The organism is Synechococcus sp. CCY 0621, assembly GCF_019038465.1.
GTDB lineage: Bacteria > Cyanobacteriota > Cyanobacteriia > PCC-6307 > Cyanobiaceae > Cyanobium.
Genome location: NZ_JAFKRH010000031.1, coordinates 273,308 through 300,203 on the forward strand (window position 1 = coordinate 273,308; position 26,896 = coordinate 300,203).

At 68.0% G+C, this 26,896-nt stretch carries 27 protein-coding genes and 1 tRNA gene; 14 read left to right on the forward strand and 14 right to left on the reverse strand.

The genetic code is table 11. The features are described 5' to 3' along the window. Positions 1–3: 3 nt before the first annotated feature. Positions 4–1,647 (forward strand): ATP-dependent DNA ligase, encoded by a 1,644-nt coding sequence (locus tag KUG43_RS10615; RefSeq protein WP_216908803.1) that lies wholly within the window; start codon positions 4–6, stop codon positions 1,645–1,647. An 11-nt stretch (positions 1,648–1,658) separates the two neighbouring features. Here KUG43_RS10615 and KUG43_RS10620 read toward each other — a convergent pair whose 3' ends face one another. Genes KUG43_RS10620 through KUG43_RS10635 form a run of 4 tightly spaced genes read right to left on the reverse strand, consistent with a single transcriptional unit; the run spans position 1,659 to position 5,126 of the window. Next, positions 1,659–2,252, reverse strand: a complete 594-nt coding sequence (locus tag KUG43_RS10620; RefSeq protein ID WP_216908804.1) for a DUF4178 domain-containing protein — start codon at positions 2,250–2,252, stop codon at positions 1,659–1,661. A 60-nt stretch (positions 2,253–2,312) separates the two neighbouring features. Beyond that, positions 2,313–3,860 carry a polyamine aminopropyltransferase gene (locus KUG43_RS10625; protein WP_216908805.1) on the reverse strand — a complete coding sequence of 516 codons (1,548 nt, stop codon included), beginning with the start codon at positions 3,858–3,860 and terminating at the stop codon, positions 2,313–2,315. After that, positions 3,857–4,090 carry a hypothetical protein gene (locus KUG43_RS10630; protein ID WP_216908806.1) on the reverse strand — a complete coding sequence of 78 codons (234 nt, stop codon included), beginning with the start codon at positions 4,088–4,090 and terminating at the stop codon, positions 3,857–3,859. The genes KUG43_RS10625 and KUG43_RS10630 overlap by 4 nt, the downstream gene beginning before the upstream one ends. A gap of 1 nt (position 4,091) precedes the next feature. Beyond that, complete coding sequence (locus KUG43_RS10635; RefSeq protein ID WP_216908807.1) at positions 4,092–5,126, reverse strand: hypothetical protein; 1,035 nt, start codon at positions 5,124–5,126, stop codon at positions 4,092–4,094. A 54-nt stretch (positions 5,127–5,180) separates the two neighbouring features. Between KUG43_RS10635 and KUG43_RS10640 the strand changes: the two genes are divergently transcribed. Together KUG43_RS10640 and KUG43_RS10645 are read left to right on the forward strand one after the other, a co-directional pair. Then, positions 5,181–5,390 carry a DUF350 domain-containing protein gene (locus tag KUG43_RS10640; RefSeq protein WP_216908808.1) on the forward strand — a complete coding sequence of 70 codons (210 nt, stop codon included), beginning with the start codon at positions 5,181–5,183 and terminating at the stop codon, positions 5,388–5,390. A gap of 13 nt (positions 5,391–5,403) precedes the next feature. Beyond that, on the forward strand, positions 5,404–7,914 hold the full coding sequence (locus KUG43_RS10645; RefSeq protein ID WP_216908810.1) for a ligase-associated DNA damage response DEXH box helicase: 2,511 nt from the start codon (positions 5,404–5,406) through the stop codon (positions 7,912–7,914). A 53-nt stretch (positions 7,915–7,967) separates the two neighbouring features. Here KUG43_RS10645 and KUG43_RS10650 read toward each other — a convergent pair. The 3 genes from KUG43_RS10650 to cax form a co-directional block, all read right to left on the reverse strand. Then, positions 7,968–8,052 (reverse strand) — tRNA-Ser (locus KUG43_RS10650). Between the two features lie 18 nt (positions 8,053–8,070). Further along, positions 8,071–9,252, reverse strand: coding sequence for a pentapeptide repeat-containing protein (locus KUG43_RS10655; RefSeq protein ID WP_216908812.1), 1,182 nt, complete (start codon positions 9,250–9,252; stop codon positions 8,071–8,073). Further along, positions 9,249–10,364, reverse strand: a complete 1,116-nt coding sequence (gene cax / locus KUG43_RS10660; RefSeq protein WP_216908814.1) for a calcium/proton exchanger — start codon at positions 10,362–10,364, stop codon at positions 9,249–9,251. Before cax ends, KUG43_RS10655 begins: the two co-directional genes overlap by 4 nt. Before the next feature lie 201 nt (positions 10,365–10,565). On the opposite strand from cax, the gene KUG43_RS10665 reads away from it, so the two are divergent. The 4 genes from KUG43_RS10665 to siaD all read left to right on the forward strand — a co-directional run bounded on the left by KUG43_RS10665 (position 10,566) and on the right by siaD (position 13,709). Beyond that, the gene (locus KUG43_RS10665; protein ID WP_286194626.1) at positions 10,566–11,825 is read left to right on the forward strand and encodes a SpoIIE family protein phosphatase; all 1,260 of its coding nucleotides are present in this window, start codon (positions 10,566–10,568) and stop codon (positions 11,823–11,825) included. 88 nt (positions 11,826–11,913) lie between these two features. Continuing rightward, entirely contained in the window at positions 11,914–12,462 is a 549-nt protein-coding gene (gene siaB / locus KUG43_RS10670; protein ID WP_286194627.1) for a biofilm regulation protein kinase SiaB, read from the forward strand. A 4-nt stretch (positions 12,463–12,466) separates the two neighbouring features. Next, positions 12,467–12,862, forward strand: coding sequence for a biofilm regulation phosphoprotein SiaC (gene siaC, locus KUG43_RS10675; protein ID WP_216908818.1), 396 nt, complete (start codon positions 12,467–12,469; stop codon positions 12,860–12,862). 1 nt (position 12,863) lies between these two features. Next, positions 12,864–13,709 carry a biofilm regulation diguanylate cyclase SiaD gene (siaD, locus tag KUG43_RS10680; RefSeq protein ID WP_286194628.1) on the forward strand — a complete coding sequence of 282 codons (846 nt, stop codon included), beginning with the start codon at positions 12,864–12,866 and terminating at the stop codon, positions 13,707–13,709. 123 nt (positions 13,710–13,832) lie between these two features. Here siaD and nrdJ read toward each other — a convergent pair whose 3' ends face one another. Further along, entirely contained in the window at positions 13,833–16,190 is a 2,358-nt protein-coding gene (nrdJ, locus tag KUG43_RS10685; RefSeq protein WP_216908820.1) for a ribonucleoside-triphosphate reductase, adenosylcobalamin-dependent, read from the reverse strand. Positions 16,191–16,336: 146 nt separating this feature from the next. On the opposite strand from nrdJ, the gene KUG43_RS10690 reads away from it, so the two are divergent. From KUG43_RS10690 to KUG43_RS10705, 4 genes are all read left to right on the forward strand, one after another. Then, positions 16,337–17,029, forward strand: coding sequence for a class I SAM-dependent methyltransferase (locus KUG43_RS10690; RefSeq protein WP_216908822.1), 693 nt, complete (start codon positions 16,337–16,339; stop codon positions 17,027–17,029). After that, positions 17,029–18,681 carry a peptide chain release factor 3 gene (locus KUG43_RS10695; protein WP_216908824.1) on the forward strand — a complete coding sequence of 551 codons (1,653 nt, stop codon included), beginning with the start codon at positions 17,029–17,031 and terminating at the stop codon, positions 18,679–18,681. Before KUG43_RS10690 ends, KUG43_RS10695 begins: the two co-directional genes overlap by 1 nt. A 109-nt stretch (positions 18,682–18,790) precedes the next feature. Continuing rightward, positions 18,791–19,030: a DUF1651 domain-containing protein gene (locus tag KUG43_RS10700; RefSeq protein WP_216908826.1), complete on the forward strand. Its 240-nt coding sequence runs from the start codon at positions 18,791–18,793 to the stop codon at positions 19,028–19,030. A 24-nt stretch (positions 19,031–19,054) separates the two neighbouring features. Continuing rightward, positions 19,055–19,741 (forward strand): CPP1-like family protein, encoded by a 687-nt coding sequence (locus KUG43_RS10705; RefSeq protein WP_216908828.1) that lies wholly within the window; start codon positions 19,055–19,057, stop codon positions 19,739–19,741. A 33-nt stretch (positions 19,742–19,774) separates the two neighbouring features. On the opposite strand, the gene hslO is transcribed toward KUG43_RS10705, so the two are convergent. Further along, positions 19,775–20,692: an Hsp33 family molecular chaperone HslO gene (hslO, locus tag KUG43_RS10710; RefSeq protein ID WP_216909079.1), complete on the reverse strand. Its 918-nt coding sequence runs from the start codon at positions 20,690–20,692 to the stop codon at positions 19,775–19,777. 26 nt (positions 20,693–20,718) lie between these two features. After that, a complete protein-coding gene (locus KUG43_RS10715; RefSeq protein ID WP_216908830.1) occupies positions 20,719–21,372 on the reverse strand; it encodes an ABC transporter ATP-binding protein in 654 nt (217 codons plus the stop codon). A gap of 80 nt (positions 21,373–21,452) precedes the next feature. Between KUG43_RS10715 and KUG43_RS10720 the strand changes: the two genes are divergently transcribed. Both KUG43_RS10720 and KUG43_RS10725 read left to right on the forward strand, forming a co-directional pair. After that, the gene (locus tag KUG43_RS10720) at positions 21,453–21,899 is read left to right on the forward strand and encodes a DUF3531 family protein (RefSeq protein WP_216908832.1); all 447 of its coding nucleotides are present in this window, start codon (positions 21,453–21,455) and stop codon (positions 21,897–21,899) included. After that, positions 21,899–22,702, forward strand: a complete 804-nt coding sequence (locus tag KUG43_RS10725) for a 16S rRNA (uracil(1498)-N(3))-methyltransferase (RefSeq protein WP_216908834.1) — start codon at positions 21,899–21,901, stop codon at positions 22,700–22,702. Before KUG43_RS10720 ends, KUG43_RS10725 begins: the two co-directional genes overlap by 1 nt. On the opposite strand, the gene KUG43_RS10730 is transcribed toward KUG43_RS10725, so the two are convergent. After that, on the reverse strand, positions 22,668–23,036 hold the full coding sequence (locus KUG43_RS10730) for a hypothetical protein (RefSeq protein WP_216908836.1): 369 nt from the start codon (positions 23,034–23,036) through the stop codon (positions 22,668–22,670). The genes KUG43_RS10725 and KUG43_RS10730 overlap by 35 nt on opposite strands. 91 nt (positions 23,037–23,127) lie before the next feature. Between KUG43_RS10730 and KUG43_RS10735 the strand changes: the two genes are divergently transcribed. Continuing rightward, a complete protein-coding gene (locus tag KUG43_RS10735; RefSeq protein WP_216908838.1) occupies positions 23,128–23,892 on the forward strand; it encodes a TIGR00297 family protein in 765 nt (254 codons plus the stop codon). Here KUG43_RS10735 and KUG43_RS10740 read toward each other — a convergent pair. The 3 genes from KUG43_RS10740 to KUG43_RS10750 all read right to left on the reverse strand — a co-directional run bounded on the left by KUG43_RS10740 (position 23,813) and on the right by KUG43_RS10750 (position 26,871). Further along, positions 23,813–24,808: a sigma-70 family RNA polymerase sigma factor gene (locus KUG43_RS10740; protein WP_216908840.1), complete on the reverse strand. Its 996-nt coding sequence runs from the start codon at positions 24,806–24,808 to the stop codon at positions 23,813–23,815. The genes KUG43_RS10735 and KUG43_RS10740 overlap by 80 nt on opposite strands. 168 nt (positions 24,809–24,976) lie before the next feature. Continuing rightward, on the reverse strand, positions 24,977–25,648 hold the full coding sequence (locus KUG43_RS10745) for a GDSL-type esterase/lipase family protein (protein WP_216909081.1): 672 nt from the start codon (positions 25,646–25,648) through the stop codon (positions 24,977–24,979). A gap of 44 nt (positions 25,649–25,692) precedes the next feature. Further along, a complete protein-coding gene (locus KUG43_RS10750) occupies positions 25,693–26,871 on the reverse strand; it encodes a pyridoxal phosphate-dependent aminotransferase (RefSeq protein WP_216908842.1) in 1,179 nt (392 codons plus the stop codon). Between the last annotated feature and the right edge of the window lie 25 nt (positions 26,872–26,896).

The following is a 26,896-nucleotide window of genomic DNA, read 5'->3' on the forward strand; positions in this document are numbered from 1 at the left end:
CCCATGCAGGCCTTCGCCGACCTCATCCAGCAACTGGAGCGCGCCGCCGGCACCCGATCCCGGGTGGACGCGCTGGCAAACCATCTTGAGGCGGTTGGGCCGGCCGATGGCGCCTGGGCCCTGGCCCTGTTGCTGGGCAAGCGGAAGCGGCGGCTGATCACCGGCCGAAGATTGCGGCAGATCTGCCTGGAGCGTTCCGGGCTGCCCGAGTGGTTGTTTGAGTCCTGCCATGCCCAGGTGGGGGACTCGGCCGAGACCATCGCCCTGTTGCTCCCCCAGCTGAGCCTGCCGCCGGCCCCGCCCCTGGAGCTGCCCCTGGCCGAATGGATGGAACATCGGCTGCCAGCTCTGGCCGTTCTGGAGGCCGAGGCGCAGGCGGAAGCCGTGCTGGCGACCTGGGCGGCCCTGCCCGACGGCCAGTGTTTCCTGTTCAACAAGCTGCTCACCGGCGGCTTTCGGGTGGGGGTGGCCGCCGGCCTGGTCACCCGGGCGCTGGCCCAGGTGTCAGGGCTGGAGGAGGCGGAGCTGGCCCACCGGCTGATGGGCGGTTTCGAGCCCTCCGCCGCGGCGATGGAGGCCCTGCTGGCGCCCCTGGAGGCCGATGCAACTGCCCCGATCAGCCGTCCCTATCCCTTCTGCCTGGCCTCCCCCCTGGAGGCGGAACGCCTGGCCGCCAGCGACCCCGCCGGCTGGCAGGTGGAGTGGAAGTGGGACGGGATCCGGGCCCAGCTGATCCGGCGCAGCGGCCAGACCTTTCTCTGGAGCCGCGGTGAGGAGCTGATCAATGCCAGCTTCCCTGAGCTGGAGCCCGTCGCCGAGCTTCTGGAGCCAGGCACGGTGCTGGATGGGGAGCTGACTGTCTGGCCGGCACAGGCCACCCAGCCCGCCGGATTCGGCCCCCTGCAACGGCGGCTGGGGCGCCAGAAACCCGGCGCCGCCCTGCTGCGGGAATGCCCGGCGGCCTTCGTCGCCTATGACCTGCTGGAAAAGGGGGGACAGGACCTGCGCCCCGACCCCTTGAGCCAGCGCCGCGCCGCCCTGGAGGACCTGGTGCGGCGGCTGCCGGAGACGGCCTCCACCCCCGCCGCCGGGCTCCTGCGCCTCTCCCCTCTGCTGCCGCTGGGGTGCTGGGACGATCTTGAAGCCCTGCGCCAGCAGGCTCGATCGGTGGGCGCCGAGGGGCTGATGCTCAAGGCCCTCGATTCGGCCTATGGCGTCGGCCGGCGCCGCGGACTGTGGTGGAAACACAAGCTGGAGCCGATGGAACTCGATGTCGTGCTGCTTTACGCCCAGGCCGGCAGCGGCCGCCGCGCCAATCTCCACACCGATTACACCTTCGGTCTCTGGGACGGCGACGGCCGCCTGGTCACCTTCGCCAAGGCCTATTCGGGGCTCGACAACAGCGAGATCACCGAGCTGGACCGCTGGATCCGCCGCCACACCACCGAGCGCTTCGGTCCGGTGCGGGCCGTCGATCCGCTGCAGGTCTTCACCCTGGGATTCGAGGGGCTGCAACGCTCCAGCCGCCACCGCAGCGGCCTGGCTGTGCGTTTCCCACGCATCCTGCGCTGGCGTCGCGACCGCACCCCCGAATCGGCCGACAGCCTCTCCAGCGCCCTGGCCCTGCTGGTGACGTCAGCCCGTTAGCGATCAGCGGTTCAGCGGTAAACCGTGCGGCCATCACCGGGAAGCAGCACCGGGGCGGCCGGGTCGATGCGCCGGCCCAGGCTGAGCTCCGGCGGGCCGGGATCGTCCCCCTCCTCCCAGCGCTCCAGCGACAGGACGCGGCCCTCCTCCCCCTCGTAATCACCGAAGCGGCAGCCCTGCAGGCGGCGGTTCATCACCCGGGCGGCGGCGCTCACCGAGGCCCGGCCCGTTTCCTTGAGGTGATACAGCTGGCCGCGACAGCGCAGGTGATCGGGAAAATCGGCGCTCAGACCCTCCAGCTCCGAGGCCGGAGCGTCCTCCAGCCAGCTCACCTCCAGCCAGTCGTCCTCACAGACGCTGAGCCAGCGACCATCGCTGCCGTCGCGCAGCAGATACTCCAGCCACTGGAAGCCGCCGTCGTCGTAGAGGAGCCGGTCCTCCACCACCCAGTCGCGGCCGTCGTACTGGACGATGTCGCCGGTGGTCAGGTTGAACAGGGTGCGTCCCAGCAGCTTGGGCGCCTGGCGACGCAGACGCGAGCGGCGCAGCAGCAGCAGGGCAACGGCGGCCAGCAGCAGCAGGGGCAGGAGGAACCAGACAGCCATCGGTACGCAGTGGCCGGACCATCACGGCCAGCTGGCTCAGCTTATGGATGCGGGCACCGATCAGTTCTCCCGCCAGCGCCCTTGGCGCTGGTAGTCGGCCAGCACCGGCCGGTGCAGGCGGTTGGGCAACACCCGCTCCCCCGGCGGCAGGGCCAGATCCCGGCTCAGGGGGAAGAGCCGGTCGAGCTGCCCCTGGTCGATCCAGCGGCCCTGGAAGGGAAGCACCGCCTGGGGCGGCCGCAGCTGGCCCCGGTGGGCCAGCACGAATCCCCAGGGGCCGAAGCTGGGCACATCCACGCCGTAGGGCCGAGTGGTGAGGTTCAGCTCCGTCAGGGTGGCCTGGATCGAGGCCAGCACCTTGGGGCTGAAGAAGGGCGTCGAGGCCTGGGTGACCAGCAGGCCGTCGGGGGCCAGGCGCCGCAGCAGGCGCCCGTAGAAGGTGACGCTGTACAGACGCGCCAGCGGCGGCGTGGCCGGGTCGGGGAAGTCGGCGATGATCACGTCGTAGGTGCCCCGCAGCTGCCGCACCCGCTCGAAGGCGTCGCCGATCAGGAGCCGCACCCGCCGGTCCTCCAGGCTGGCGCCGTTGAGGCGCCGCAGGAAGGGTTGCTCCCTCGCCAGGCGCACCATGGCTGGATCGAGTTCCACCACATCCACCTGCCGCACGCCGGGCCAGCGCAGCACCTCCCGCAGGGCCAGGCCATCGCCCGCCCCCAGCAACAGCACCCGCTGCGGCCGGCCCTGCAACGCCATCGCCGGATGCACCAGGGCCTCGTGGTAGCGGTACTCATCAAGGCTCGAGAACTGCAGCTGGCCATCGAGGAACAGGCGCAGGTCGTCGCGGCGGCGGGTCAGCACGATGCGCTGGTGGCGGCTCTGCAGACGGCTCACCACCGGATCGTCGTAGAGGCCATCCTCGATCCGATCCCCAAGCGGAACCAACCCCCAGCCGGCCAGGGCGATCACGGGGAAAGCCACGGCGATCGAGCGGCGCCAGCGGCGCCCCACCGGGAACACGACAGCGATGGCCACGCAACTGGCCAGGGGAACCAGGGCCAGCAAGCCGGCGGTGGGCAGCAGGCCCAGCCAGGGGAGCAGCACCAGGGGGAACAGCAGGGCCCCCACCAGAGCCCCCAGGTAATCGAGGGCCAGCACCCGGGCCAGGGCCACCCGCAGCTGCTGGCCGCACTCCAACAGCCGGGTCAGCAGCGGCACCTCCATGCCACCGAGCACCCCCACCAGCACGGTGCAGACCACCAGGCCCAGCCACACCGGCCCGCCGACCCGGAAGAGGGCGAACAGGGCCAGGGGCGCCAGCAGGCACAGGGGAGCCAGGGCCAGTTCCACGGCCAGAAACCACTGCAGCAGGGCGAAGCCGGGCTCGGGGCCAACGGCCAGGAACTGGCTCAGCCAGGCGCCCAGCCCCATGGCGGCCAGGAACGTGCCGATCACCACGCCGGTGGCCAGGGCGTGGTCGCCCAGCAGGTAGCTGGCCTGGGTGGCCAGCATCAGTTCCAGCACCAGGCTGACAGTGGAGGAGATGGCCGCCGCCGCCAGCAGCACCCGCACCTGCAGGGATGTGAGGGCCGCAAGGCGACGCGGTGTCACTTGGCCGCGCCTGGTCCGCGCCCCTGGAAGCCGGACCAGTCCTGGCGGCGGGTCGGGGCGGCCACCCAGCGTCCGGCCCGGTAGCTGCCGCCATAGCGCACACCGCTGCCGGCGGCGGGGGTGCCGTCCTGGCCGAGGCGCCAGAGGCCGGGGCGGGTCACGGCCGTGACGGTGCCGACGGCGACCACCGCCACGGCCAGCAACAGAATCAGCCCGCGTTCATCGGCCATCTCAGCGGCCCTCCACCGCCCCAGCCAGGGGCAGAACGGGCACCGGCCAGGCGGTCATCCGACCATCCTCGACGCTGAGCTGCAGCCATTCGATCTCCCAGCTGTCGCCATCCGCCAGGAATTTCTCTGGCAATTTCACCCGAAAGCGGTAGCTGCCGCGCTCCGGAAGCCGCAGGTGCAGGGTGTGGCGGACGGACAACCAGTGGTCGCCATCGTCGGAACGGTGGGCCACCGCCACCATCTCGCGATGCTGCAGGGTGGGGCGCCCTTGGGCGTCGCTCACCCGCAGCTCCAGGGCCGCCGGGCCAGGGGGCTGCCCCAGCGGTGGATTGTCGTGGGGCAGCTCCCAGCGCGCCACCACGCCCAGCCGCAGCAACCCCGGGCCACCTGCCCCACAGCGGATCGCGGCACTGGCGTCCTGGCTGCGCTGGACCCAGCGGCCCCGGCTGACGCCGTAACAGGCCAGCTGCAGCACCTGAACCACCGCCAGCGCCAGCACGGCGGTGAACAACAGCAGCGGGGCCTCAACACTGTGGTTGCGGACGCTGCCGCGCACGACAACCGGATTGGGCAGCGGACGGCCCGCTTCATCAAGCAGATCCTGAACCTGCACGGCCAGCTGGAAGCGGCCGCTCTGCCCTGGCCGCATCGCCAGAGCCAGGCCCGCATCGTCTTCCTGCCAGGTGCCGCTCTCCCCACCCTCCGCCCAGGTGCCACTGGCACGCCAGCCGTCCTTGGTGAGGTCCAGCACGGTGCGTCCGGTTGCATCGAGGAGGGCCACGTCCAGCTCGATCGAGCTGTTGGGGGGAATCTCGGCCGTCAGCGCCAGACGGGGGCTGCCCAGCCAGCCGTCCTGCAGCTCAAAAGGGGCGCTCAGCACCCGCTGACCCTCCGGCACCACCATCACCAGCCTCCGAGGCCCCTCCAGGGCCGACAGCAGCAGCACCAGCAGGGGCAGCAGCGGCAGCACCAGGCTGGCCATGGGCCAGAGCAGCAGGGCCGGATCGCGCCGCCCGCCCAGGGACACTGGCGCCATCAGGAGCTCGCCTCCTGTGCATCCCTACGGTGGTGGCGGCGTTGCAACGAGGGGATGGTCAAACCACTACTCCAGATGCTGCTGATGGTCGGCTGGACCTTTCTGGGCATCATCCTCATCTACCTCGGGCTGCTGCTCTTCGATCGCCTCTCCCCGATCGATTACCGGGCCGAGATCCGCCGCGGCAACATTGCCGCTGGGGTGGTGCTGGGGGCGGTGATCCTGGCCATTGCCGCCGTGGTGGTGGCCGTGCTCTCCACCTGATCCGCCGCCCCCCTTGACCCGTTCCTTCGCGGCAGCGCTGCGGCCCATCGAGGACTGGTTTTCTCGCCGCGGCTGGCGGCCGATGCCGTTCCAGCGCCAGTGCTGGCGGGCCTACCTGGAGGGGGACAGCGGCCTGATCCAGGTGCCCACCGGCTCCGGCAAGACCTACGCCGCCGTCATGGGGCCGATCGCGGCGATGCTGACCGAGAGGGGGGGCGCCGAACCGGATGGCGGGCTGCGTCTGGTGGTGCTGACGCCCCTGCGGGCCCTGAGCCGCGACCTGCTGCTGGCGATCCGGGAACCGATCGAGACCATGGGCTGGCCGTTGCGGGTGGGACTGCGCAACGGGGACACCAGCAGCCACGAACGCGGCAAGCAGCTGAAGGCGCCGCCGCAGATCCTGATCACCACCCCCGAGTCTCTCTCGCTGCTGCTGGCCGGCCCCCGGGCCGAGGCGCTGTTCGCCGACCTCGAGGCAGTGGTGATCGACGAATGGCACGAGCTGATGGGCAGCAAGCGGGGCTCCCAGAGCGAGCTGTGCCTGAGCTGGCTGCGGAGTCGGCGACCGGCCCTGCGCACCTGGGCGATCAGCGCCACCATCGGCAACCTGGAGGAGGCGGCCCGCGCCGCGGTGGGTGTCGGCGTCGAGCCCCGGATCATCACGGCACGGATACGGCGGGATACCCAGATCCGCAGCCTGCTGCCCGACACGATCGACGGCTTCCCCTGGGCGGGTCACCTGGGCCTGCGCATGTACGAGGAGCTGGTGGCGGCCATGGAGCCGGATGTCTCCACCCTGCTGTTCACCAACACCCGCAACCAGGCCGAGCGCTGGCACCAGTGCCTGCGCTTCGCCTGCCCGGAGATGGAAGGGTCCCTGGCCCTGCACCACAGCGCCATCGACCGGGCCGCCCGTGAAGCCATCGAGGCGGGGGTGAAGGCCGCCGCGATCCGCTGGGTGGTCTGCACCAGCTCCCTCGATCTGGGGGTCGACTTCCAGCCGGTGGAGCGGGTGGTGCAGATCGGCAGTGCCAAGAACCTGGCCCGGCTGCTGCAGCGGGCGGGCCGTTCGGCCCATGCCCCCGGCGGCACGGCCCAGGTGCTGTTCATGCCCACCAACGCCCTGGAACTGCTGGAGGTCTCCGCGATGCGCCGCGGGCTGGGGGAGGGGCTGGTGGAACACCGCCGCCCGCCGCAGGAGCCGCTCGATGTGCTGCTGCAGCACCTGGTGACCCTGGCCTGCGGCCCGGGCTTCGAGCCCGAAGCCACCTTTGAGGCCGTGCGCCGCAGCTGGAGCTATCGCCAGCTGGAGCGCAGCCGCTGGGAGTGGTGCCTGCGCTTTCTCGAGGACGGGGGCGATTGCCTCGGGGCCTATCCGCGCTACCGCAAGCTGGAGCGGGAGCCGGCCGAGCCCGCAGGAAACGGCGAGCAGAGCTTCGTGGTGCGGGAGACGGCGGTGGCCCGCCTGCACCGGCTCAACATCGGCACGATCAGCGCCGATCGGGCCGTGACCGTGCGCTTCGTGCGTGGGGCCGTGCTGGGGCATGTGGAGGAAGTGTTCATCGGCCGGCTCAAACCCGGGGATGTCTTCTTCTTCGCCGGCCGCCAGCTGGAGTTCGTGCGGCTGCGGGAGATGACCGCGATGGTCAAGGCCACGACGCGCCGCAGCGCCATGGTGCCGGCCTGGGGCGGCGGCCAGATGGCCCTCTCCGACCTGCTCAGCGCCCATCTGCGCCAGGAGGTGGATCGCTGCGCCCGCGCCCTCGACGGGGAGAAGGGATTCACCCTGGACACAGGCGAGCTGCGGGCCCTGCGGCCGCTGCTGGAGCGGCAGGTGCTGCTCTCCGCCCTGCCCCGCAGCCAGCAGTTTCTGGTGGAGGTGTGCCACACCCGGGAGGGCAGCCATCTCTACGCCTACCCCTTCGAAGGACGCTTCGTGCATGAGGGCCTGGGCTTCCTCTGGTCGTGGCGGCTGGCCCGCCACCATCCCGGCACCTTCACGGTGTCGGTGAACGACTACGGCTTCGAACTGCTGGCGGCCCGGGACTACCCCTTCGAGGTGCTGCTGGAGCTGCACGGGGACACCCTGCTGGATCCTGAAGGGCTGCTGGAGGATCTGGAGCGGGCGATCAACCTGTCAGAGCTCTGCCGCCGCCGCTTCCGCTCCATCGCCCAGGTGAGCGGGCTGGTGGTGAACGGCTATCCCGGCCAGGCCCGCTCCGGCGGCCAGCTGCAGATCAGTGCCGCTTTGCTCTTCGATGTGTTCGAGCGCCATGAGCCGGGCAACCTGCTGCTGGCCCAGGCCCGCAGCGAAGTGCTGCAGGAGCAGCTCGACCTCGGACGCCTGCTCAGCACCCTGCAGCGGTTGCGGGCAAGTGAATGGCTGCAGCGGCGCCTGCCGAGGCCGGGCCCGATGGCCTTCCCGCTGCTGGCGGAGCGTCTCAACAACCGGATGAGCAACGAATCGCTGCTGGAGCGGCTCCAGAAGCTGCGGCAACAGGCGGAACGGGCCGAGGGGCCGTGAGCCAAGGGACCAAGCGCCGGGGCTGGGAAGAAAGACGGGGCTCGTGATAAAGACGGAGGGGGTGGGATTCGAACCCACGGAATCTTGCGATTCGCCGGTTTTCAAGACCGGAGCCATCAACCACTCGACCACCCCTCCAGGATGGACGGCCCGACCCTACAGCCGGTTGGGCAGCCCCTTGCAGCCCCCAGGCAGGGTGAGACGGGAACGGGCCCCGGACCAGGCCGCCAGGTAGGCGCGGTTGTCCGGATCCAGCTGCCGAACACCGCTGAGATTGATATTCTCCACCTGGGCTCCGGTGCCGATGCCGGCGGTGTGATCGGTCTCCATGTGGGCCTGATGCGGGGTGGCTAACAGAGCATCCCCGTAGAAGAACCTTGTGGCCTGAAGACAGGCCCCCTGGAGATTGGCGCCACCCAGGTTCACCGCGGCCAGGTTGGCTTCGGCCAGGTCGGCGCCGGAGAGATCGGCGCCGGAAAGATCGGCACCGTTGAAGTCGATGGCACGCAGGTCGGTGCCGGCAAGATCGGCTCCCCGCAGCATGCTCTGCAGGCGGATCACGGGAACCCCCTTCGGCCGGTCTTCCTCATAGCTGCCCTCGCCATCGAGGATGGCGCGCCCCAGCCGCTGGTCGCGGCGCAGGGGGGTGAGCAACCTGGCGTGGGAGAGGAAGCGCAGGATCCTGGCCTTGCCATCGCCATCGATGCTGCTCAGCACGGCGGCCAGGCGCCCCTCCGCCAGCATTCGCTCCAGGGGCCAGTCCTCCAGCAGGCCCTCCTCGTCGCTGATCAGCTCCGAGATGCCGTGGATGAAGCTGTCGATCGTCTGGGCCTGGGTGATGCGGTTCTGCTGGGTGGTGAGCCGCTGATCCACCATCACCTGACGCCAGGCGATCATCAGGGCCACCAGAGCCACCAGGATCGAGCCGACGGCCCCGATCACCCCCTCGCCGAAGGCCCCGATCGCTTCCCAGTCGCCGTTGCGGTAGATCGCCAGCAGCGAGTCGAACCAGCCGAGGGCCAGGGGAATCGACAGCAGGGCCAGCACCAGGGCCACGGTGGCCACCAGCCGAACGGTGGGGGGGTCTTCGAGGTGGCGGGCCAGGAGCTGCCAGAGCGGAGGCAGCAGTTGGCGCAGGGCCAGCACCACCGTCAGCAGGGACGCCGGCACGGCCAGCCAGGCCAGCCCCAGCAGCAGGGCCGCCAGCAGAACCAGAAGGGTGAGCAGCAACTGCAGGCCGGCCCCATGGCGCAGGCGCGTCCAGGGGCCACCCGCCCGCAGGGCCAGGGGCGGAGCAGCGGCGGCGGCCAGGGAGCGATCGTCCGGTTTGGTGCTCATGGCAGGGGGCTGCTCTGGAAGAAGAAACCAGCCGCGAGGATGGCGTAGGCCGCCAGCAGCAGCACCCCCTCAAGCCAGTCGGAACGTCCGTCGAGGCTGACCAGATTGCTCACCAGAACGGCGGTGGCCACCGCCACCACCTCATAGACGTTGAAGCTGAGGTCGAGGGGATGGCCGAGCAGGGGGGCCACCAGCAGCAGCACCGGCACCACCAGCAGCCCCACCAGGAGGGTGGAGCCCAGGGCCACCGACACCGCCAGGTCCATCTTGTCCTTGCGGGCCATGCTCACGGCGGTGAGGTACTCGGCGGCACCGCCCAGCAGGGGCAGCAGCACCACACCGGTGAACAGGGCCGAGAGTCCGAGGGATTCGGTGACGGTCTCGACGACGCCCACGAACAGTTCGGAGGCATAGGCCAGGCCCACGGTGGCCGCCAGCAGCACGGCGACCCAGGGGAGCAGGGGCGGCCGATGAGCAGCCTCGCCGCCATCGCCGGGGTCCTCTCCAGCCACGACCAGGTCAGCCTCGGCCACGGCGTAGAGGGTGCGATGGGTTTTCAGGGAAAACAGCAGCGTGAGGGCGTAGACGGCCAGCAGCACCCAGGCCACGAAGAGGGAAAAGGACTCGGCGGCACCCGCATCCAGCCCCCCGGCCTCGCCGCCCACCATCCCCCGCAGGCTCGGGATCAGAATCGCCAGGACCGCCAGGGTCATGGCCGAGCCATTGACCCGGGCCACCACCGGCTGGAAACGCTGCTCGCTGCGCCCAATGCCCCCGACCAGCATGGACAGACCCAGGGCCAGCAGCAGATTGGCCATGACCGTGCCGGTGATGCTGGCCTTGACGATGTCGACCAGGCCGGCCCGCAGGGCCGCCAGAGCAATGATCAGCTCGGTGGCGTTGCCGAACAGGGCATTGAGCAGGGCCCCGATCGAAGGTCCAAGGGTGAGGGACAACTCCTCGGTGGCGGTGCTCAGCAGGATCGCCAGGGGGATGATCGACAGGATCGAGGTGACGAAGACGACCCCGTCCCCCCAATGGAACCGGTCGGCGGCCGCTGCGACTGGCAGCATCGCCAGCAGGCCGATGGCGATGCGCAGACGGGCAGGCATGAAGCGGTGCAATACGGTGACTCATTGTGACCGACTGTTGACCAGTTGGGCCATGGCCTTGCCCAGCATCAGCATGAGCTCGGCAGCAATCAGGGGTTCCGACTGCCTGCACCGTCGTGTTGTTGACCGCGCAACAGGACCTTTCGGCCCAGAATGTCCGCAGCAGCATTCTCCTGTTTGCCCGACTCCCTGCAAGCCTCCATGGCCCCAAAGAACCCACAGGCGATGAACACTCCTGTCATGGGTCCTGATGCCGGGGATTTCGAACCCACCGGCAACACCAAAATCAAGCGGCGCAGACAGCGTTTGCCATCCATAAAAACGGTCGCGTCCATTCAGCAGGTTTTCACTCTCATTGCAATTGTCAATGGGCTCGTGCTGCTGTACCTGGTCATCGCGGCCATCCAGCTGCTGTTGGTGCCTGGCGCGCAATCGGCGGAGATTTATGTCTCGCTGATTCTGACGCTGTTGCTGGTCATTCTGGCGATCATTTCCTACCAGATCATCGCCAGACGGATTATTCTTCCGATCGCTCGGCTTGTCCGCGAAGCCAGTGAGATTGAGAGCGGTGACAGGACAAGTCTGCTCACGATCCGGAGCAACGATGAGATATCAAAGTTGGCTCAGACCTTCAACATGGTCCTGATCAAGATGCGGCAGGCACTGATCGCTGGAGAAGCCAGCAATCAGCAATTGCTGGAAGCTAATCGCCAGATTGAGGCCTCAATCAACTATGCGGGACTACTGCAACGTTCGATCCTTCCGGATCGGCAGCTTCAGGAAACCTTTGGCGACGATTACTTCATTCTCTGGCTGCCTCGGGACACCGTTGGTGGCGATTACTACATCTTCCACTCGGAAGGTGGCCACTGTCTCGCAGGCGTGGCCGACTGCGCCGGGCACGGGGTCTCAGGAGCCATGATGACGATGCTGGCCAGGGCGGGGATTGATCGCTCCATCATGGAAGTGGGCATCTCGTCCCCAGCCGCGATTTTGGGTTGTACGGACGGCGCCATGCGCAACCTGTTGCATGGCGCCAGAATGAGCAAGTCGATCGCGACCAGCATGGACATTGGACTGGTACGCCTTGACTTTGAAGCCAGGACACTTAGATTTTCAGGTGCCAAGATCAGTCTCTACTGGAGCGATGGGCAAACCATGCACATGCTTAGGGGAGACCATCGGGCTATCTGCGATCAGCGTGTCGGGTCCTACACGGATCACGATATCCCGTTACTGCCGGACTGCACCTACTACTTGACCACCGACGGCCTGCTCGACCAATCTGGAGGTGACAATGGCTTTTCCCTCGGTACACACCAGTTCAAGGAATGGCTGATCCAGTTGGCCCGCCAGCCGCTCGAGTTGCAGCGTCAAGCTCTCGCCGATTCCCTTGAAAAGTTCCGAGGCCGTCACCCCCAGAGGGATGACATCACGATCCTTTCCTTCCGTTTCGCTTAGGGAGCCGCCTGATGTTCCAGCCAAGCAAAAGCATGTCCTTGTCAGCACCGGTCACGACCAATCCAGTGTTTGCAATGGAGCTGCAGCGATGACCATCAGCACCACCAGCCTGATGTCGCTGAGGGAGTACTTCAGCAACCAGCAAATTCTCATCTGTTTCAATGGACCGATCTCCACGAACCTGATCGGCGAGATCGGATCAGCCCTCAAGGAACATATTGAATCCAACCATGCTCCCGAACTGGAGGTGATGGATGTCTTCAGTGTCTACATCGAGATGAGTCAGAATATCAGGAACTATGCAACCAGCCACGGCTTCAGCGACTCCGACTCCTCAGCCACGGTCGTCATTGCGGCCGCCGAGGCTGGCCATTACGCCGTGTGTGCAGGTAACCTCGTGGAGATGGGGGATGGTCAGGCTCTACTGGAACGGATCCACGAACTCGCGGCCTGCGACAAGGCCCAGCTGAAGCTGCTTTACAAACAGCAGTTGCGTCAGCCCCACACCCAGACTCCCGGACAGGGCGCCGGCCTTGGACTCATTGAAATCGCCAGGCGCTCGAGCCAACCCATGGAGGCCTCCCTTGATCCCTTGGAGCCCGGTCGAGCCTTCTTCAGCCTTCGGGCCATCATCTGATCCCATGAGCAGCAGCGAAGAACTCAATCTCTCTGTGCCAGGCTCCCAATCAAGCCCGTCGATCAGGGCCGATTGGAAAGCGGGCGTCGTGGTCATGAGCGGCGAGTCCTACCCAGAGAATTCGTTTGAGCTGTACGACCAGTTGATTCAGTGGATTGACTCCTATCTGTCCAGCGCCGAGCACGCCCTGACGCTTGAGTTGCACCTCAATTATCTCAATACCAGCAGTATTAGGTTCATGATCGATATCTTTGATTCACTCCAGACAGCCTTTGAGAATGGCAAGGAAGTTTTGGTGCAATGGATGTTTGATGATAGAAACCCTCGTTCAGCCGAACTGGGTTCCGAATTCAAGGAAGACTATACTTTTCCTTTCTTGATTCTCTCTATCAACGCCTGACATGCTGGAACCCTCCTATCCAAAATCCGATGATCAATTGGAGAAGGAGGTCATGGCAATTCTTGCTGATGATCGCTATGAGGACGATCCTGTACGTCATCTGTTAGCTCGCCTATGGAACCGGATTGAAGAGCAAGTGGATCGCCTCGAAAGGGTAGCTGATATTTCCGATCTTTACCAGTCGCATGTACTGGAAAGCAACCGTAGTCTGACAAATCGGTACGAGAAGCAGCTACGGCAGATCAAGCGGGTTGTTCGTATTTCCGATCTTTATCAAGCCTCCTTGAAAGAATTGAACCTCTCGCTTTTTGAGGCCTCCACCCATGATGCACTGACGGGGATTTCCAACCGACGCTTCATGGCAGAGCGCTGTCTTGAGGAAGATCAGCGGGCCGCCAGGCATGGCTCCACCTATTCGATGATCATTCTGGATGTGGATCACTTTAAGCTGGTCAATGACGAGTATGGCCATGCCACTGGGGATCTGATGTTGGTTGATTTCGTCAAAGCCCTCTCCAACAGCCTTCGTCACTATGACATCATCGCTCGATGGGGAGGAGAAGAATTCATGGCTCTTCTGATTGATGCCGATCTTTCAACAGCAGAACTCGTCGCTAAACGGATGTTGGCCAACATTCGCGAGATGCGAGTGTCCATCGATGACATGGAACTGAACATCACGGCAAGTTTGGGTCTGACAGAACACAAGCCCGATGAGAACTATGACGCCACTTTTCGTCGTGCTGACAAGGCCCTGCTCATGGCAAAGAACTCAGGACGTGACCGCTTGGTGGTGATTGATCCGAACTATCCTCTCAGCCATCGTGAAATCAGCACACTGGTTTGAACGGCTACGTCAACCACCAATTCGCTAAAAACCCCTAAGCAGTCAAGTGCCAATTCTGCTCTCGAGCGTGCTTTAGGATTGTTTTCATTGCGGCCGGTTGCATTCAACCCCTTGGTCTGACGCTCAGCTGTCGGGTTTGGCCAGCGGCAGCAGGCACTTGTCGGAATCGCAGCCAGCGGGGCCGGCCTCAATCAGCTCACCCCCGTCATACTTCTGGAGGGCCAGGAAGAAATCCCCACACTGGCGGCGCTGCTCCACCTCAAGGACCATGCGGTGATAGGTGGCTTGGTCGATCGGCTCGAACGGCAATCTGGGGAAGGTGGCATTGGCATCGAAGCGGGCCAGCAGGGCGGCGGAAATGTATCCCTCACCCTGCTCAATGGCCTGGTGAATCGCGGCGGCCAAAGCCTCGATTTCATGCTCGCGGAACTCCACCGTGGCCGAGGTGTTGTGGGTGGTGAAATGACGTTGCACCTGCATGTAGAAATCGAACTGGGCCAGGGCCGAGAAGTTGTTGATCTCCACCTGATCAGCGCCAGGCAGGTTGGCCCAGCTCACCTCGGTGGGGATCTCCACCAACCACTCGGTGCAGCGCGGGTCGAAGGGGTCATTCAGCAGGCGGCCCTGCTCGTCCTTGTCCGACTGGGAGGGAACGATCGCGTAGCCATAGTCCATGCAGGCCAGGGCCACCGGATCGTTCTTGCGGAAGGTGATGCGGCGGATGAAGCGCTGGGCCTTGGGGGGATGCCAGCCGGGGCTGGCGCCGGTGAGCAGGCTCTTGGTGCCCGCCGGTTGGACGGTGGTGCAGCGGTTGGGACGGCGCATGCCGTGCCGATCGCAGTAGTCCCAAACCGCGTCATGGACACACTGCTTCCAGCGCGACAGGTAGGCCGCTTCCTCGGCCCGGAAGGCACGACCCTCCTCGGAGTCGGGCCGGCCGGCTTCCCACCACTGCAACCAGGGGGTGCCGAAGGCATGGACGAAGAAATCGAACAGGCCGGTGAAGCTGACACCCACGATCGGATCCCAGGCCCGGCTCTGGCGGTAGCGCTCAACCTCGAAGCGGTGGTTCAGCAGGCAGGCCACCGCCAGACCACCGGCCTTGAAGGCGTCGGCCTGGGCCTGGTGGTCGGCCGGGTCGATCCGGTTGAGGTGGATCTCGGCCAGGTTGCAGTGGAAATCGGCGCCGAGGATCTCACCGCAGGGGTTGAGTCCGTAGCGGCTGAGCCGGTGCTCGAGCTCTGCGTCGCTGATCTGCGGATGATGCAGCTGCAGCCAGCGGCCGGCCTCCTCCTTGCCCTGGTCGCAGTAGATGCCGATGAACTCGGTGCGCAGCTGGGGGGTGGTGAGCAGGTCGGCATTGGAGCGGGCGATCGCCTCGGGGGCGAACTGGATGGCGCCCTCCCCCGACTGGAACTGCTTGTTGACCGCTTCCAGCACCACCTCGCGGCTGGGGCGAACGTGAAACACCCGGGTGTGGTTGGCCATGCGCAGGGCATCGCGCTCGGGATCAATGCGCCAGTTGCCCTGGTCGTCCTGCTGCCAAAGGTTCTCCTTGGCACCGAGAGCGGAATCGTCATCGGCGCAGAACTGGCGCATGCCGGCGCTGCGGCGGATGTTGCCGGCCACGATCGTCACCGCCGCCTCATCGATCAGCAGGCAGCACTCCACCGAGGTGAGCTGGCGGCCCCGGGCCTTGTTGAGGATCTGGGCGACGCGGCCATAGAGGTCCCTCAACTTGACGGGATTGGCCATGCCGCCGAAGCCCTTGAGGGTTTCGCCCACGGGCCGCACATCGGAGAGATCCACCGTCACGTGGACGGGGCCGTCGAAACGCTCATCGCTGCAGAGGTTGAGCAGCAGCCGGTAGCTCTCCACCCAGCCGGCACGGGTGTCACCCACTCGGACGCTGACCTGCTGACCTTCGATCGTGTGGGTGGTCTGCTGCTGGCGGGAGCCGATCGGCGTCACGCCGATGTCGGAGACCCCATCGATGACGAGGGTGTTGCGGACCTTCGGCAGTCGGCTGATCAGATGGGGCTCGATGATGGCGCCGGTGCCACAGCCCATCATCGCCAGGTCCATCATCAGGGCGAAGGCTTCCCAGTCCACCAGGTTGGTGGAGGTGCAGTTGTAGGCACCGGAAAAGTTCTCGGCTTGCTCGATCCACTCGGTGCCGCCGATCCAGAGCCAGCGTCCGGAGGGGAGCGCCATCTGGTGGCGCTGCATGCGCCGGATCAGCTCCACCTCCTCGGGAGCCAGGGAACCCAGCACCCGCAGGCCCTCGAGGTTGCGCTCAGCCACCTCATGCCAGCTCTCCCTGCCGCCGCTTGGGGTCTTGCGGCTGTAGGTGCGATAGAAGACCGGATAGGCCGCCGGGGCGGTGAGCGGGAAATCGACCACCGGCGTGAGGGTGTCGTCGCTTGCCGATGACGTCGCCGCCGTGGCGGGGGTGGCTGGACGGGCGGCGGACAGGGTCACGGTGGGTATGGCCAGTGCGTGCTGGAAACCATAACGCCACCCGTGGGGTCTGCAACGGCACCATGGCACCAGCCACGGTGCCTCTGACCGCTGGTGGGGCCGCAGCTGGGTAGAACAGCGATCAGGCGGATAGGGAGGTTGGCGCCATGGAGCGGATCTGCGAGCCGGAGCTGATGGAGGACGTCCAGCAGGCGGAGGCCTACGCCGCGGCTGACTTCTCCAGCGGCGACCGGGCGGTGCTGGGCCGGATCGACGACCTTCTCGGCTCCCTGGGGACGGGGGACGGGGAGAGGCTCAGCTTCGTGGATCTGGGCTGCGGGCCCGGCAACATCACGTTCCTGCTGGCCGAGCGCTGGCCCAAGGCCAGCGTGCTGGGCCTCGATGGCTCCGCTGCGATGCTGGCCATCGCCGAGCGGCGGCGGCGCGCCGATCCCACCGCCTGGCGACACCTGCGCTTCCGCCAGCAGCGCCTGCCAGGCCGGCAGCTGGCGGGACCCTTCAGTGCTGTGGTCAGCAACAGCCTGCTGCACCATCTGCATGACCCGGGCGTGTTCTGGCGGAGCGTGCGGCAGCTCTCAGGACCGAGCACCCACCTGTATGTGAGGGATCTGCGGCGGCCCGCCAGCGATCGCGAGCTGGAGGACCTGGTGCACCGCCATGCCGGCTCGGCGCCGGAAGTGCTGCGGCGGGACTACGGCCATTCGCTGCGGGCGGCGTTCACCCGCGCCGAGGTGCTGGCCCAACTTGAGAACGTCGGACTCGAAGGGCTGCAGGTCCGGGAGCTGGACGACCGCTATCTGGAGATCCAGGGACCCAGCCTGCCTGGCAGGCTGGCCTGATGGTCACCAGCTCCTCCCCTGCCCCAGCTCCTGATTACGACGCCGCGGCACTGGCGGCAGCGGTGAGCCGGCGACGCAATTTCGCCATCATTTCCCACCCCGATGCGGGCAAGACCACCCTCACCGAGAAGCTGCTGCTCTACGGGGGGGCCATCCAGCAGGCCGGGGCGGTGAAGGCCAAGGGAGAGCAGCGCAAGGTGACCTCCGACTGGATGGAGCTGGAGAAGCAGCGGGGCATCTCGATCACCTCCACCGTGCTCCAGTTCGACTACGCCGGCAGCACGATCAACCTGCTCGACACCCCCGGCCACCAGGACTTCTCCGAAGACACCTACCGGACCCTGGCTGCCGCCGACAACGCCGTGATGCTGGTGGACGCGGCCAAGGGCCTCGAACCGCAGACCCGCAAGCTGTTCGAAGTCTGCCGGATGCGGCGGATCCCGATCTTCACCTTCATCAACAAGATGGACCGGCCGGGCCGGGACCCGCTGGAGCTGGTCGATGAAATCGAGCAGGAGCTCGGGCTGGCCTGCTGGCCGGTGAACTGGCCGATCGGCAGCGGCGACCGCTTCCGCGGCGTGATCGACCGGCGCTCCCAGGATCTGCTGCTGTTCGAGCGGGCCGAACGGGGGCGGCAGAGCCTGGAGCGGCGCCTGGTCCCTGGCGATCCAGGCCGCAGCGAGCGGGTGGAGGCGGAGCTGCTGGATCTGGCCGTGGAAGAACTGGAGCTGGTGGAGGGCGCCGGGGCGGAACTGGATCTGGCGCGGGTGCACGCCGGCGAACTGAGCCCGGTGTTCTTCGGCTCGGCCATGACCAATTTCGGTGTCCGGCCCTTCCTCGATGCCTTCCTGGAGCTGGCCCAGCCCCCAGTGGCCCGGGAGAGCGACCAGGGACCGGTGGATCCGCTGCGGCCGGAGTTCAGCGGCTTCGTGTTCAAGCTGCAGGCCAACATGGACCCCCGCCACCGGGACCGGGTGGCCTTCGTGAGGGTCTGCAGCGGCCGCTTCGAGAAGGACATGAACGTTCGCCACGCCCGCAGCGGGCGCACCATCCGCCTGTCACGCCCCCAGAAGCTGTTCGGCCAGGACCGGGAGGTGGTGGAAGACGCCTACCCCGGCGATGTGATCGGCCTCAACAACCCCGGCATGTTCGCCATCGGCGACACCCTCTACACCGGCCCCCGGGTGGAGTACGAGGGCATTCCCTGCTTCAGCCCGGAGATCTTCGCCTGGCTGCGCAATCCCAATCCCTCGGCGTTCAAGAGTTTTCGCAAGGGGGTGAATGAGCTGCGCGAGGAGGGCGCCGTCCAGGTGCTCTATGACACCGACCCCAGCAAGCGGGATCCGATCCTGGCGGCGGTGGGCCAGTTGCAGCTCGAGGTGGTGCAGTACCGGCTGGAGAACGAGTACGGCGTCACCAGCCGACTGGAACCTCTGGAGTTCAATGTCGCCCGCTGGGTGAGCGGCGGCTGGCCGGCCCTGGAGAGCGTCGGCCGCCTGTTCAACTGCAAGACGGTCCGGGACGCCTGGGACCGACCCGTGCTGCTGTTCCGCAACGACTGGAACCTGCACCAGCTGCAGGAGGACCATCCCGCCCTGGAGCTGCATGGGGTGGCACCGGTGGTGAGTGGCGTGGAGCCGATCGCCCTCTGACCCGGGGCCGCCGCCGGCCGCCACGGGAGGAAACCCTCCCTCGCGCCAGACGATCGGAGGGGGCAGAATGAAGCAACAATTCGTCACGCCGCCACGCACGGTCACAGCGATGCCTCGATCCGTGACGCCACCCCCGCTCTGGCTGGTGCGTCCCCGCAGCGACGGGGGCAGCGATTACGTCAGTTTCCAGCCCTCCCAAGGGGCCGTGGAGATGCGGGAAGGCAGCCACCTGCCGCCCCAGATGCCCTTGCTGAAGCGGCGCCGTTCCCTGGCGATCGAAGAGGCTGAAGCCTGCACGCGCCGACTGCAACAGGAAGCGGGATATCACCGCAGTGAACCGCTTTTCTAGCCTCGGCTCGATACGCTCGGTGGTATGAACCAAGGATCCGACCAGGCCAAGCCGGCCCCTGACGCTTCCGATCCGTACGAGCGGCTCGGCGTCGCTCCCGATGCCTCCTTCGACACCGTCCAGGAGGCCAAGCTGGCACGGCTCGACGAGGCCGGCGACGATCCCCTGGTCCGCTCCCGCATCGAAGCCGCCTACGACGCGGTGCTGATGGACCGGTTGAAGGAACGCCAGCAGGGCCGGGTCAGCAGCGCCGCCCGTTCCGCCTCCCAGCGGGAGCAGGCCTCACCGCCCCCGAGCCGGCCGGCCCTCTCCGCCCTGCCCAGCCTGCCCCAGCTGCCCCCCTCCCGGATCCCCCGACCGAGTTTCTCCCTGCCCCAGCTGCAACTGGCCACGGGCCGGGAACTGTGGTTCCCCTTGGCAGCCGATGGCGTGCTGCTGCTGCTGCTCGTGCTGATGCCCGGAGCCGCCCCCGAACTGTTGACGGCCCTGGCCACAGGGGTCACCCTGCTCAACCTGCAGCGACGCAACGGGCGGTTCCTGGCTGCGGTGGGCTGGTCCTTTGCCCTGCTCTGCCTGGGTCTGGTGCTGGGCGGCCTGCTGGCGGGCGGTCTCGGAGCCGCCATCAGCCAGTCCCTACCGGCGACCACCCTGCAACTGCAGAGCATCCCTGCCATCCTGCTGCTGCTGCTCGGTGCCCTGCTGATCGCCTGAATCCGCCCTGAGCGGCTCAGTCCGCAGCAGTGCTCAGACCAAAGGGGCCAGCTCGTTGATCAGCTCCTGCAACTCAGGGGCCTCCACCCGATACACCGCATTGCAGAAGTGGCAGGTCAGCTCCGCCTGGCCATCCTCATGGAGCATGTCGGTGAGTTCGTCGCGCCCCAGGAGCTTGAGAGCGCTGACGCTGCGGTGGCGGCTGCAGGGGCAGTGGAACTGGACGGACTGCTCGATCGAGTCCGCCCCGAGGGGCTGGGGATCGAGGTCCGGGAAGATGTCCTCGAACAGGGCATGGAGCTGGTGGGCATTGTCGGCAAGCCGCTCGCTGAAGCCGGTGATCTCGCGGCAGCGCTCCTCCAGCAGGGCCACCAGGGCCGGTTCCCGCGCCGCCTTCGGCAGCACCTGCACCAGCACACCCCCGGCACAGCGCACGCCGCTGCTGTCGATCGTCTCGCCCACGAACAGGGCCGAGGGGGTCTGCTCGGAGTGGAGCAGGTAGGAGGCCACGTCCTCACCGATGCCGCCGCTCACCAGCTCGACGGTGCTGCTGAAGGGTTCCCCCTGGCCCCGGTCCCGCACCACGTGCAGGTAACCGGTGCCGGTGGCCCGGCGGAAGTCGAACTGGTGGCCGCCGGCCGCATCCGTCAGCAGGTCCAGCTCCAGCTCAGGCCGGCCCACGTAGCCGCGCACGGTGCCATCCCGCCCTGCATCCACCATCAGGCCCCGCAGGGGGCCATCGGACTGAATGCGCAGGTTGACCCGGCCATGGGCCACCTTCATCGAGCTGGCCAGCAGCAGGCCCGCGGTCATCGCCCGCCCCAGCAGGGCTGTGGTGAGGAAGGAGAGGCCATGGCGGTGGCTGGCCTGGCGGATGGCCGAGGTGGTGGTGACCGCCACCATCCGGATACCGCCGCCGGCACCGGTGGCCCTCAGCATGCGATCCCCCATCAAGCCTTTCCCCTGCAATCCGGTGGTCATCGTAAGGAGCCGGAATGGAGCGCCTCCAGGGGCCTGAGGCTTCCCTGCTCCAGACGCCAACCCCGCTCGACCACCCCCCGGAACAGTTCCGGTTCGTGGGTGACCACGAGCAGGGCCCGTTCCTTGGCGAGGTCGGCGATCAGCTGCAGCACCTCCTCCCGCACCGTCCAGTCCAGGCCGGCGGTGGGCTCATCCAGCAGCAGCACCCGGGCATCGCGCACCAACTGAACCGCCAGGGCCAGGCGGCGCTGCTGGCCACCGCTGAGGCGCTCCGGCGCCTGCTGCAGGGAAAGGCTGCCGAGCCCCACCTGCTCCAGGACGGCCTCGGCCTTCTCGGCGGTGAGACGGCGCTGGCCAAGCTTCAGTTCCTGACCCACCGTCAGGCCGAGGAAATGGCGTTCCGGGAACTGGAACACCAGGCCGCACAGCCAGCGACGCTGACGACTGCTGAGTTCTTCGCCCTGCCAGAGGAAGCGACCGGCATCGGCTTCGGCCAGACCGCAGATCACCTCCAGCAGGGTGGTCTTGCCACTGCCGCTGCGGCCGGCCACCAGGGCCGGAGTTCCCACCGTCAACTGCAGGGAGACGTCGGCCAGCACCGGCGACGGCGCCGTGGCGGGGTGGTACCGCAGACCGAGGACATCGAGCATGGCACCAGCATGCCGTCCGGCGCTGCGGCGGTGGAGCGTGTTGGATGGGGGGACATGCGCGCCGTTCGCCCCTTTTCCCCATGGATGTCCGATTTCGCGAAGTGGATCCGTTCAACTGCTGGATCTGGCTGCACTTCGCGGACCAGCCGGGTGGCGCCGAGCGCGGCTACGTGGAAACGGCCCTCGACAGCTGGTTCTTTCTGGGCAAGCTGGGCGCCTTCAACGCCGAAAACCTGCAGACCCATGAAGGGGGCGTGGATCTCGGCTGGCTCGCCTATGACACCGAGGCGGCGGAGCGCTGCCTGCCGGCCCTGATGCACAACATGGGGCCGATGGAATACCAGGACGACTGGGCGCGCTGCTGGGTCGACCTGGGCACCAGCGATGCCCTGGCCCTTGATGTGCTCATCAACGCCCTGCGCCAGCTCGACAATGACGTGCTGGAAATCACCGAGCTGGTGATCGGCGGCCTGAACGAGGACTGGCCGATCGAGGAGGAGCCCGAGAGCCCGTTCTTCGGGGACTGATGGGACGGGAGTTGCGCCGACTGCTGATCGCTCCGGAGCGGATCGCCGCCCTGACGGCCGGGGGCCAGGAGCCGGCCTGGCTGGCTCTGGAGCCCCAGGAAGGCCACTACCTGGAGCGGGTGCTGCGCTTTCGGCCCGGCGACCGGCTGGCGCTGGTGGATGGTGTCGGCCAGCTGTGGACGGCGGTGCTCGAACCGGAACGGCGGCTGCGGCTGGAGCAGCCGCCGGAGGCGCCCCTGCATCGGCAGGCGCCGATCATGCCGCTGCTGGAGCTGGCCATGGCCATCCCCAGACGGGAGGCGGATCTGGTCTGGCGCATGGCCACGGAACTGGGCGCCGACCGGCTCCAGCCCCTGCTGGCCGAACGAGGCGCCCCCGGTGAGCGCTGTCCGCTGGAGCGCTGGCGGGGGATCGTGCGGGAGGCCACGGAGCAGTGCGAACGCCTGTGGCATCCCCAGCTGAACTCCCCCTGCGAGGCCGGGGCCTGGCTGGCGCGGCCGGCCTCCGGCATCGCCCTGCTGGCCACCACCCGCCGGGACGCTCTGCCGCTGTGCAGCCAGAGGTTGCGGCACCTGGCCGAGGGGGCCAGCGACAGCGCCCTCCCCGCCGGGATCCGGCTGGCGATCGGGCCTGAGGGGGGGTGGAGCCCGGAAGAAGAGGAGCAGGCCGAAGCGGCCGGCTGGCACCCCGTCAGCCTGGGGAGATCGATCCTGCGCACGGCCACGGCTGCGGTGGCTGGCCTGGCCCTGCTGGCCGACTGGCGGGCGCTCAGGAGCGCATCATGCCGGCCGCCATCTCCTTGAAGACGCCCAGATTGGCCCCGGGCGTGCGGCGCTTCATCGGGGTGGCCCCCCCCGCGGTGACGCAGTCGGGGGCGAAGGTGGCCAGCGACGGGGCGGGGCGGAGCGCCTCGGCGGCGGCCAGTTCGGCGGCGATCGCCTCGGCGGTGGTGAGGCCGGAGACGGGGGGAAGGGAGGCTTCTGCCTCAGCTGGCGCGGTGGGCTGGGCCTCAGCCGCCTGGGGGGCCAGCTTCGCTTCGGGCTTGGGCGCCGCCTTGGGAGGGGCCACCAGCGCCGGGGGGTCGTTGCCTTCGCCGCCACCCAGATCAAGGAAGAACTTGGGTCGTTTGAAGACCATTCGGAGCACCACTGGATGCAGCGATTATCCGCCGAAGCCGGCATCAGCGAGCGGCTCGCTTAGATCTGTGCAACACAGTCGGGCCGTTGTCATGGAGTTGCTACCGCCCCAGGACCCCTCGCACTGGCTGGCGGCCCTGGCGATCAATGGCCTGTTGATCGCGCTCGCCCAGCGGCTGCCCCTGCTGACGCGGGCCGGCTGGGTCCATGCCGGGGTGCTCGGCACCCTGCTGTTGGGAAGCCTGGGCTGGCGCGGTTGGCTGGCGGTGGTGGCCTACCTGGCCCTGGGCAGCCTGGTGACCAAGCTGGGCTTCCGCCGTAAGCGGGAGCTGGGGCTGGCGGAGGCCCGCGATGGCCGGCGAGGGCCGGAGAACGTCTGGGGCTCAGCCCTGGTGGGAACTGTGCTGGCCCTGCTGGCCTGCCGGGCGCCGGCGGCCGCGGTACCCCTGCTGCTGGCTGGTTTTGCCGCCAGCTTCTCCGCCAAGCTCGCTGACACCTTCGGCAGCGAGATCGGTAAACGCTGGGGCCGCCACACGGTACTGATCACCAGCCTGCGTCCGGTGCCGCCCGGCACCGAGGGGGCCATCAGCCTCGAGGGCACCGCCGCCAGCCTGGTGGGCAGCGGCCTGATGACCGTGGGGATGCTGGCGTTGGGGCTGATCGGGGGCTGGCCCACGGCGCTGCTGGTGAGCGGCGTGGGGCTGGTGGCCACCCTGGCCGAAAGCGTCGTCGGTGCCAGCCTTCAGCAGCGCTGGGACTGGCTCAGCAACGAGGTGGTCAACGGGCTGCAGACGCTGCTGGCGGCCCTGCTGGCCATGGGCCTGGTGCAGTGGCTTCCGGCCCCTGGGTCGGGCTGAGGGCCTGCTGGCGCCAGGCGAGGGCGGCGCGCCGCAGGCGATCGAGAACAGCATCGCAGCGGCGCTGGGCCTGGCGGGCGGGCATGCCGAGCTGCCGGCCCAGCTCCACCCAGGTGCAGCCCACATCGATCCGGCCCACGAGCAGCTGCCGCTCCCGGGGATCGAGATCCGCCAGCTGCTGGCGCAACCACTGGCGCTCGGCGCGTTGGGCCTCGTTCGCGATCGCCAGCTCCTCGTCCCCGCCGATGGCGGCGGGGGACGCCAGCAGATCCAGCAGGCAGCCGGCCGCGTCGCTGTCGCCGCCGTCCTGGCGGAAAGGGGCATCCAGGCTGCGGACCCTGCCGGCGCTGCGCACCTGCAGGGCCTCCTCGAGCCGGGCCGGATCACACGCCAGCCGATCAGCAAGGGCGGCGGTGGGCAAGGGCTCCAGCCCCTTGCGACGGCGGGTTTCCTGAAGGCTGAGCACCTGCTGGTGCAGATCCCACAGGGGGCGGGGCGGGCGCACCATGGGCTGGCGATCCCGCCGCTCCCTCCGGATCGCCCCCTGGATGTATGGGACGGCGAAGCTGCTGAGGCTGACGTTGCGATCGGGATCGAAGGCCTCGACCGCCCGGATCAGGCCGAGGCTGCCCACCTGGGCCAGATCCTCGAAGGCCAGGCCGGTGTCGACGCCCTGGCGTCCGGCAATGCTGAACACCAGCGGCAGGTTGTCTTCCACCACCAAGTTGCGCCAGCGCAGCCGGCTGAGCGGATCGGTGGCCTCCGCGAAGGCCTTGAGCCGGCGGCGGTTGCGGCTGCGGCGATCCACGATCGCCTCGGGGATGTCGCGGCAGCCCGCGCAGAGGTCCGGCTGCGGCGCCCGGCGGCTCGCCAGCAGCACAGGGGCCGGAGGAGGGGGTGGCGGAGGGCGATCCATGGTGATGCATCCAGCAGGGTCCGTTTCTTCAGAGTCGCGGCCATCCGCCTGCGGAGGTTCACCGGAGGGGGGGAGTTCGCTTCCTCCGATCGGGTGATGCCGTCGGGGCCGACTGGGTGCAGCGCCGTGGGGTGCAGCGTGCCGGTCGCAGCGAGCCTGAAGCAGGGGTCAGTGCGCCGCCGTCACGCTGCTGTGGGGGGCCAGCTCGGCCCATTGCAACAGGGCGCCCCAGGCGCGCAGGCGCCGGTAAAGCTGGCCGTGGCCGTCGCTATTGAGGTGCAGGCCATCGCTGCACAACCCATGCAGCCAGAGAGGGTCGGCCAGCAGGCCATCAAGCAGGGGCAGGAACGGCACATCCGCCTCCATGCAGGCTTCCTCCAGCAGGCCCTCGTAGAGCCGCACGCTGGCCAGGTCGTACCAGAGCATCCCGGCGAAGGGCATCACGGCTTCGTCCACCGGCGTGAGGCCGAGCACGAACACCGGAGCGATGGCCTGCAGCCTGGGCAGCAACTGCTGCAGGCCGAACAGGAAGGCCTCCGGCGCCAGCTGGAAACGGCCGTCGGGCCGTCCCACCCGGGCGGTGTCGTTGAGGCCGATCGACAGCAGGATCCCCTGGGGGCGCTGGCGGCGCAGCTCGCCCCGGTGGCCCACCTCCGCCTCGGCGCGGGCGGCCAGCCGCTCCAGGCCATCGCCACGCACCCCGAGGCCGTAGAGCACGGGCCCCTGGGGCAGATCCATCCAATGGCGGCGCAGGCGCTCGCACCAGCCACCCTGCTCCGGATCGCCCCAGCCGTAGACCCCGCTGTCGCCGAGCACCACCAGCTTCTTCGGCACCGGCATCGGGGCGGCCGTCCGTGGGAGAGGGTCCAGCACCGGCGGGGGGCTCAGAGGCTCGCGCCGAAGCGCCGCAGCCGCTCCAGACCATCATCGATCGTGGCAGGGGAGGCGGCACAGGACAGGCGGATGCAGCGGTCGTCGCCAAAGGCGGCACCGGGCACCACCGCCAGGCCCACCTCCTCCAGCAACCGGCCGCAGAGGGTCATCGAGTCGAGGCCCCAGGCGCTCACGTCCGGGAAGGCATAGAAGGCCCCCTCAGGGGGCAGCAGCTTCAGACCCTGGATCGCCATCAGGCCATCACTGAGCCGGGCACGCCGTCGGCTGAACTCGGCCGCCATCTCCCGGACGCAATCCCGCGAGCCGCTGATCGCCGCCAGGGCGCCGTACTGGGCAAAGGTGCAGACGTTGCTGGTGCTCTGGCTCTGCAGGGCGCTGGCGGCGGCCACCACGTGGCGGGCCCCCGCCAGCCAGCCGATCCGCCAGCCGGTCATGGCCCAGCCCTTGGCGAAGCCGTTGACGATGAAGATCCGCTCGGCCAGATCGGGGGCCACTGCCGCCAGGCTGTGGTGCCTATGGCCCGGCGAGAGCAGCATCTCGTAGATCTCGTCACACACCACCGCCAGGCCGGGATGGCGGCGCAGCACGGCGGCGATCGCCTCCAGTTCGGCGCGGCTGAGCACCATGCCGGTGGGATTGGAGGGGCTGTTGAGCACCAGCAGCCGGCTGAAGGGTGTGATCGCCGCCTCCAGTTGCTCGGGGCTGAAGCGGAAGCCGCCGCTGGCGTCAGTGATGAGGCAGCGGACGCTGGCGCCGGCCAGCTGGGCCATTTCCGGGTAGCTCAGCCAGTAAGGCGCTGGCAGCAGCACCTCGTCGCCGGGATTGAGCAGAACCTGGAACAGGTTGTAGAGGGCCTGCTTGCCGCCGTTGGTCACCAGCACCTGATCGGCCTGGGTGGGAACAGCGTTCTCCTGGCTCAGTTTGGCGGCGATGGCCTGGCGCAGCTGGGGTTCGCCGGCCACCGGTCCATAGCGCGTGTGGCCGGTCTCGAGCGCCTCGGCCGCCGCCTGGCGGATGAAGGCGGGGGTGTCGAAATCGGGCTCACCGGCGCTGAGGCTGCAGATGTCCTTGCCGCCTGTGCGCAACTCACGGGCCTTGGCGGTGATGGCGAGGGTGAGCGATGGCTGCAACGCCTGCGCCCGGGCGGAGAGCGACAACGGGGCCGGCATGGCAGTGTGCGGCGTCTGGAGGGCG

What these genes read in the sequence shown, in the direction of transcription:
- KUG43_RS10630 (WP_216908806.1), bottom strand. Translation starts at nt 4,090, where the DNA reads ATGGCCGATGAACGCGGGCTGATTCTGTTGCTGGCCGTGGCGGTGGTC.
- KUG43_RS10720 (WP_216908832.1), top strand. Translation starts at nt 21,453, where the DNA reads ATGGATGTCCGATTTCGCGAAGTGGATCCGTTCAACTGCTGGATCTGG.
- KUG43_RS10640 (WP_216908808.1), top strand. Translation starts at nt 5,181, where the DNA reads ATGGTCAAACCACTACTCCAGATGCTGCTGATGGTCGGCTGGACCTTT.
- KUG43_RS10690 (WP_216908822.1), top strand. Translation starts at nt 16,337, where the DNA reads ATGGAGCGGATCTGCGAGCCGGAGCTGATGGAGGACGTCCAGCAGGCG.
- KUG43_RS10735 (WP_216908838.1), top strand. Translation starts at nt 23,128, where the DNA reads ATGGAGTTGCTACCGCCCCAGGACCCCTCGCACTGGCTGGCGGCCCTG.
- siaB (WP_286194627.1), top strand. Translation starts at nt 11,914, where the DNA reads ATGACCATCAGCACCACCAGCCTGATGTCGCTGAGGGAGTACTTCAGC.
- KUG43_RS10700 (WP_216908826.1), top strand. Translation starts at nt 18,791, where the DNA reads ATGCCTCGATCCGTGACGCCACCCCCGCTCTGGCTGGTGCGTCCCCGC.
- siaD (WP_286194628.1), top strand. Translation starts at nt 12,864, where the DNA reads ATGCTGGAACCCTCCTATCCAAAATCCGATGATCAATTGGAGAAGGAG.
- KUG43_RS10745 (WP_216909081.1), bottom strand. Translation starts at nt 25,648, where the DNA reads ATGCCGGTGCCGAAGAAGCTGGTGGTGCTCGGCGACAGCGGGGTCTAC.
- KUG43_RS10620 (WP_216908804.1), bottom strand. Translation starts at nt 2,252, where the DNA reads ATGGCTGTCTGGTTCCTCCTGCCCCTGCTGCTGCTGGCCGCCGTTGCC.
- KUG43_RS10715 (WP_216908830.1), bottom strand. Translation starts at nt 21,372, where the DNA reads ATGCTCGATGTCCTCGGTCTGCGGTACCACCCCGCCACGGCGCCGTCG.
- KUG43_RS10725 (WP_216908834.1), top strand. Translation starts at nt 21,899, where the DNA reads ATGGGACGGGAGTTGCGCCGACTGCTGATCGCTCCGGAGCGGATCGCC.
- KUG43_RS10740 (WP_216908840.1), bottom strand. Translation starts at nt 24,808, where the DNA reads ATGGATCGCCCTCCGCCACCCCCTCCTCCGGCCCCTGTGCTGCTGGCG.
- cax (WP_216908814.1), bottom strand. Translation starts at nt 10,364, where the DNA reads ATGCCTGCCCGTCTGCGCATCGCCATCGGCCTGCTGGCGATGCTGCCA.
- KUG43_RS10750 (WP_216908842.1), bottom strand. Translation starts at nt 26,871, where the DNA reads ATGCCGGCCCCGTTGTCGCTCTCCGCCCGGGCGCAGGCGTTGCAGCCA.
- KUG43_RS10705 (WP_216908828.1), top strand. Translation starts at nt 19,055, where the DNA reads ATGAACCAAGGATCCGACCAGGCCAAGCCGGCCCCTGACGCTTCCGAT.
- KUG43_RS10730 (WP_216908836.1), bottom strand. Translation starts at nt 23,036, where the DNA reads ATGGTCTTCAAACGACCCAAGTTCTTCCTTGATCTGGGTGGCGGCGAA.
- KUG43_RS10655 (WP_216908812.1), bottom strand. Translation starts at nt 9,252, where the DNA reads ATGAGCACCAAACCGGACGATCGCTCCCTGGCCGCCGCCGCTGCTCCG.
- KUG43_RS10695 (WP_216908824.1), top strand. Translation starts at nt 17,029, where the DNA reads ATGGTCACCAGCTCCTCCCCTGCCCCAGCTCCTGATTACGACGCCGCG.
- hslO (WP_216909079.1), bottom strand. Translation starts at nt 20,692, where the DNA reads ATGGGGGATCGCATGCTGAGGGCCACCGGTGCCGGCGGCGGTATCCGG.
- KUG43_RS10635 (WP_216908807.1), bottom strand. Translation starts at nt 5,126, where the DNA reads ATGGCGCCAGTGTCCCTGGGCGGGCGGCGCGATCCGGCCCTGCTGCTC.
- KUG43_RS10615 (WP_216908803.1), top strand. Translation starts at nt 4, where the DNA reads ATGCAGGCCTTCGCCGACCTCATCCAGCAACTGGAGCGCGCCGCCGGC.
- KUG43_RS10665 (WP_286194626.1), top strand. Translation starts at nt 10,566, where the DNA reads ATGGCCCCAAAGAACCCACAGGCGATGAACACTCCTGTCATGGGTCCT.
- siaC (WP_216908818.1), top strand. Translation starts at nt 12,467, where the DNA reads ATGAGCAGCAGCGAAGAACTCAATCTCTCTGTGCCAGGCTCCCAATCA.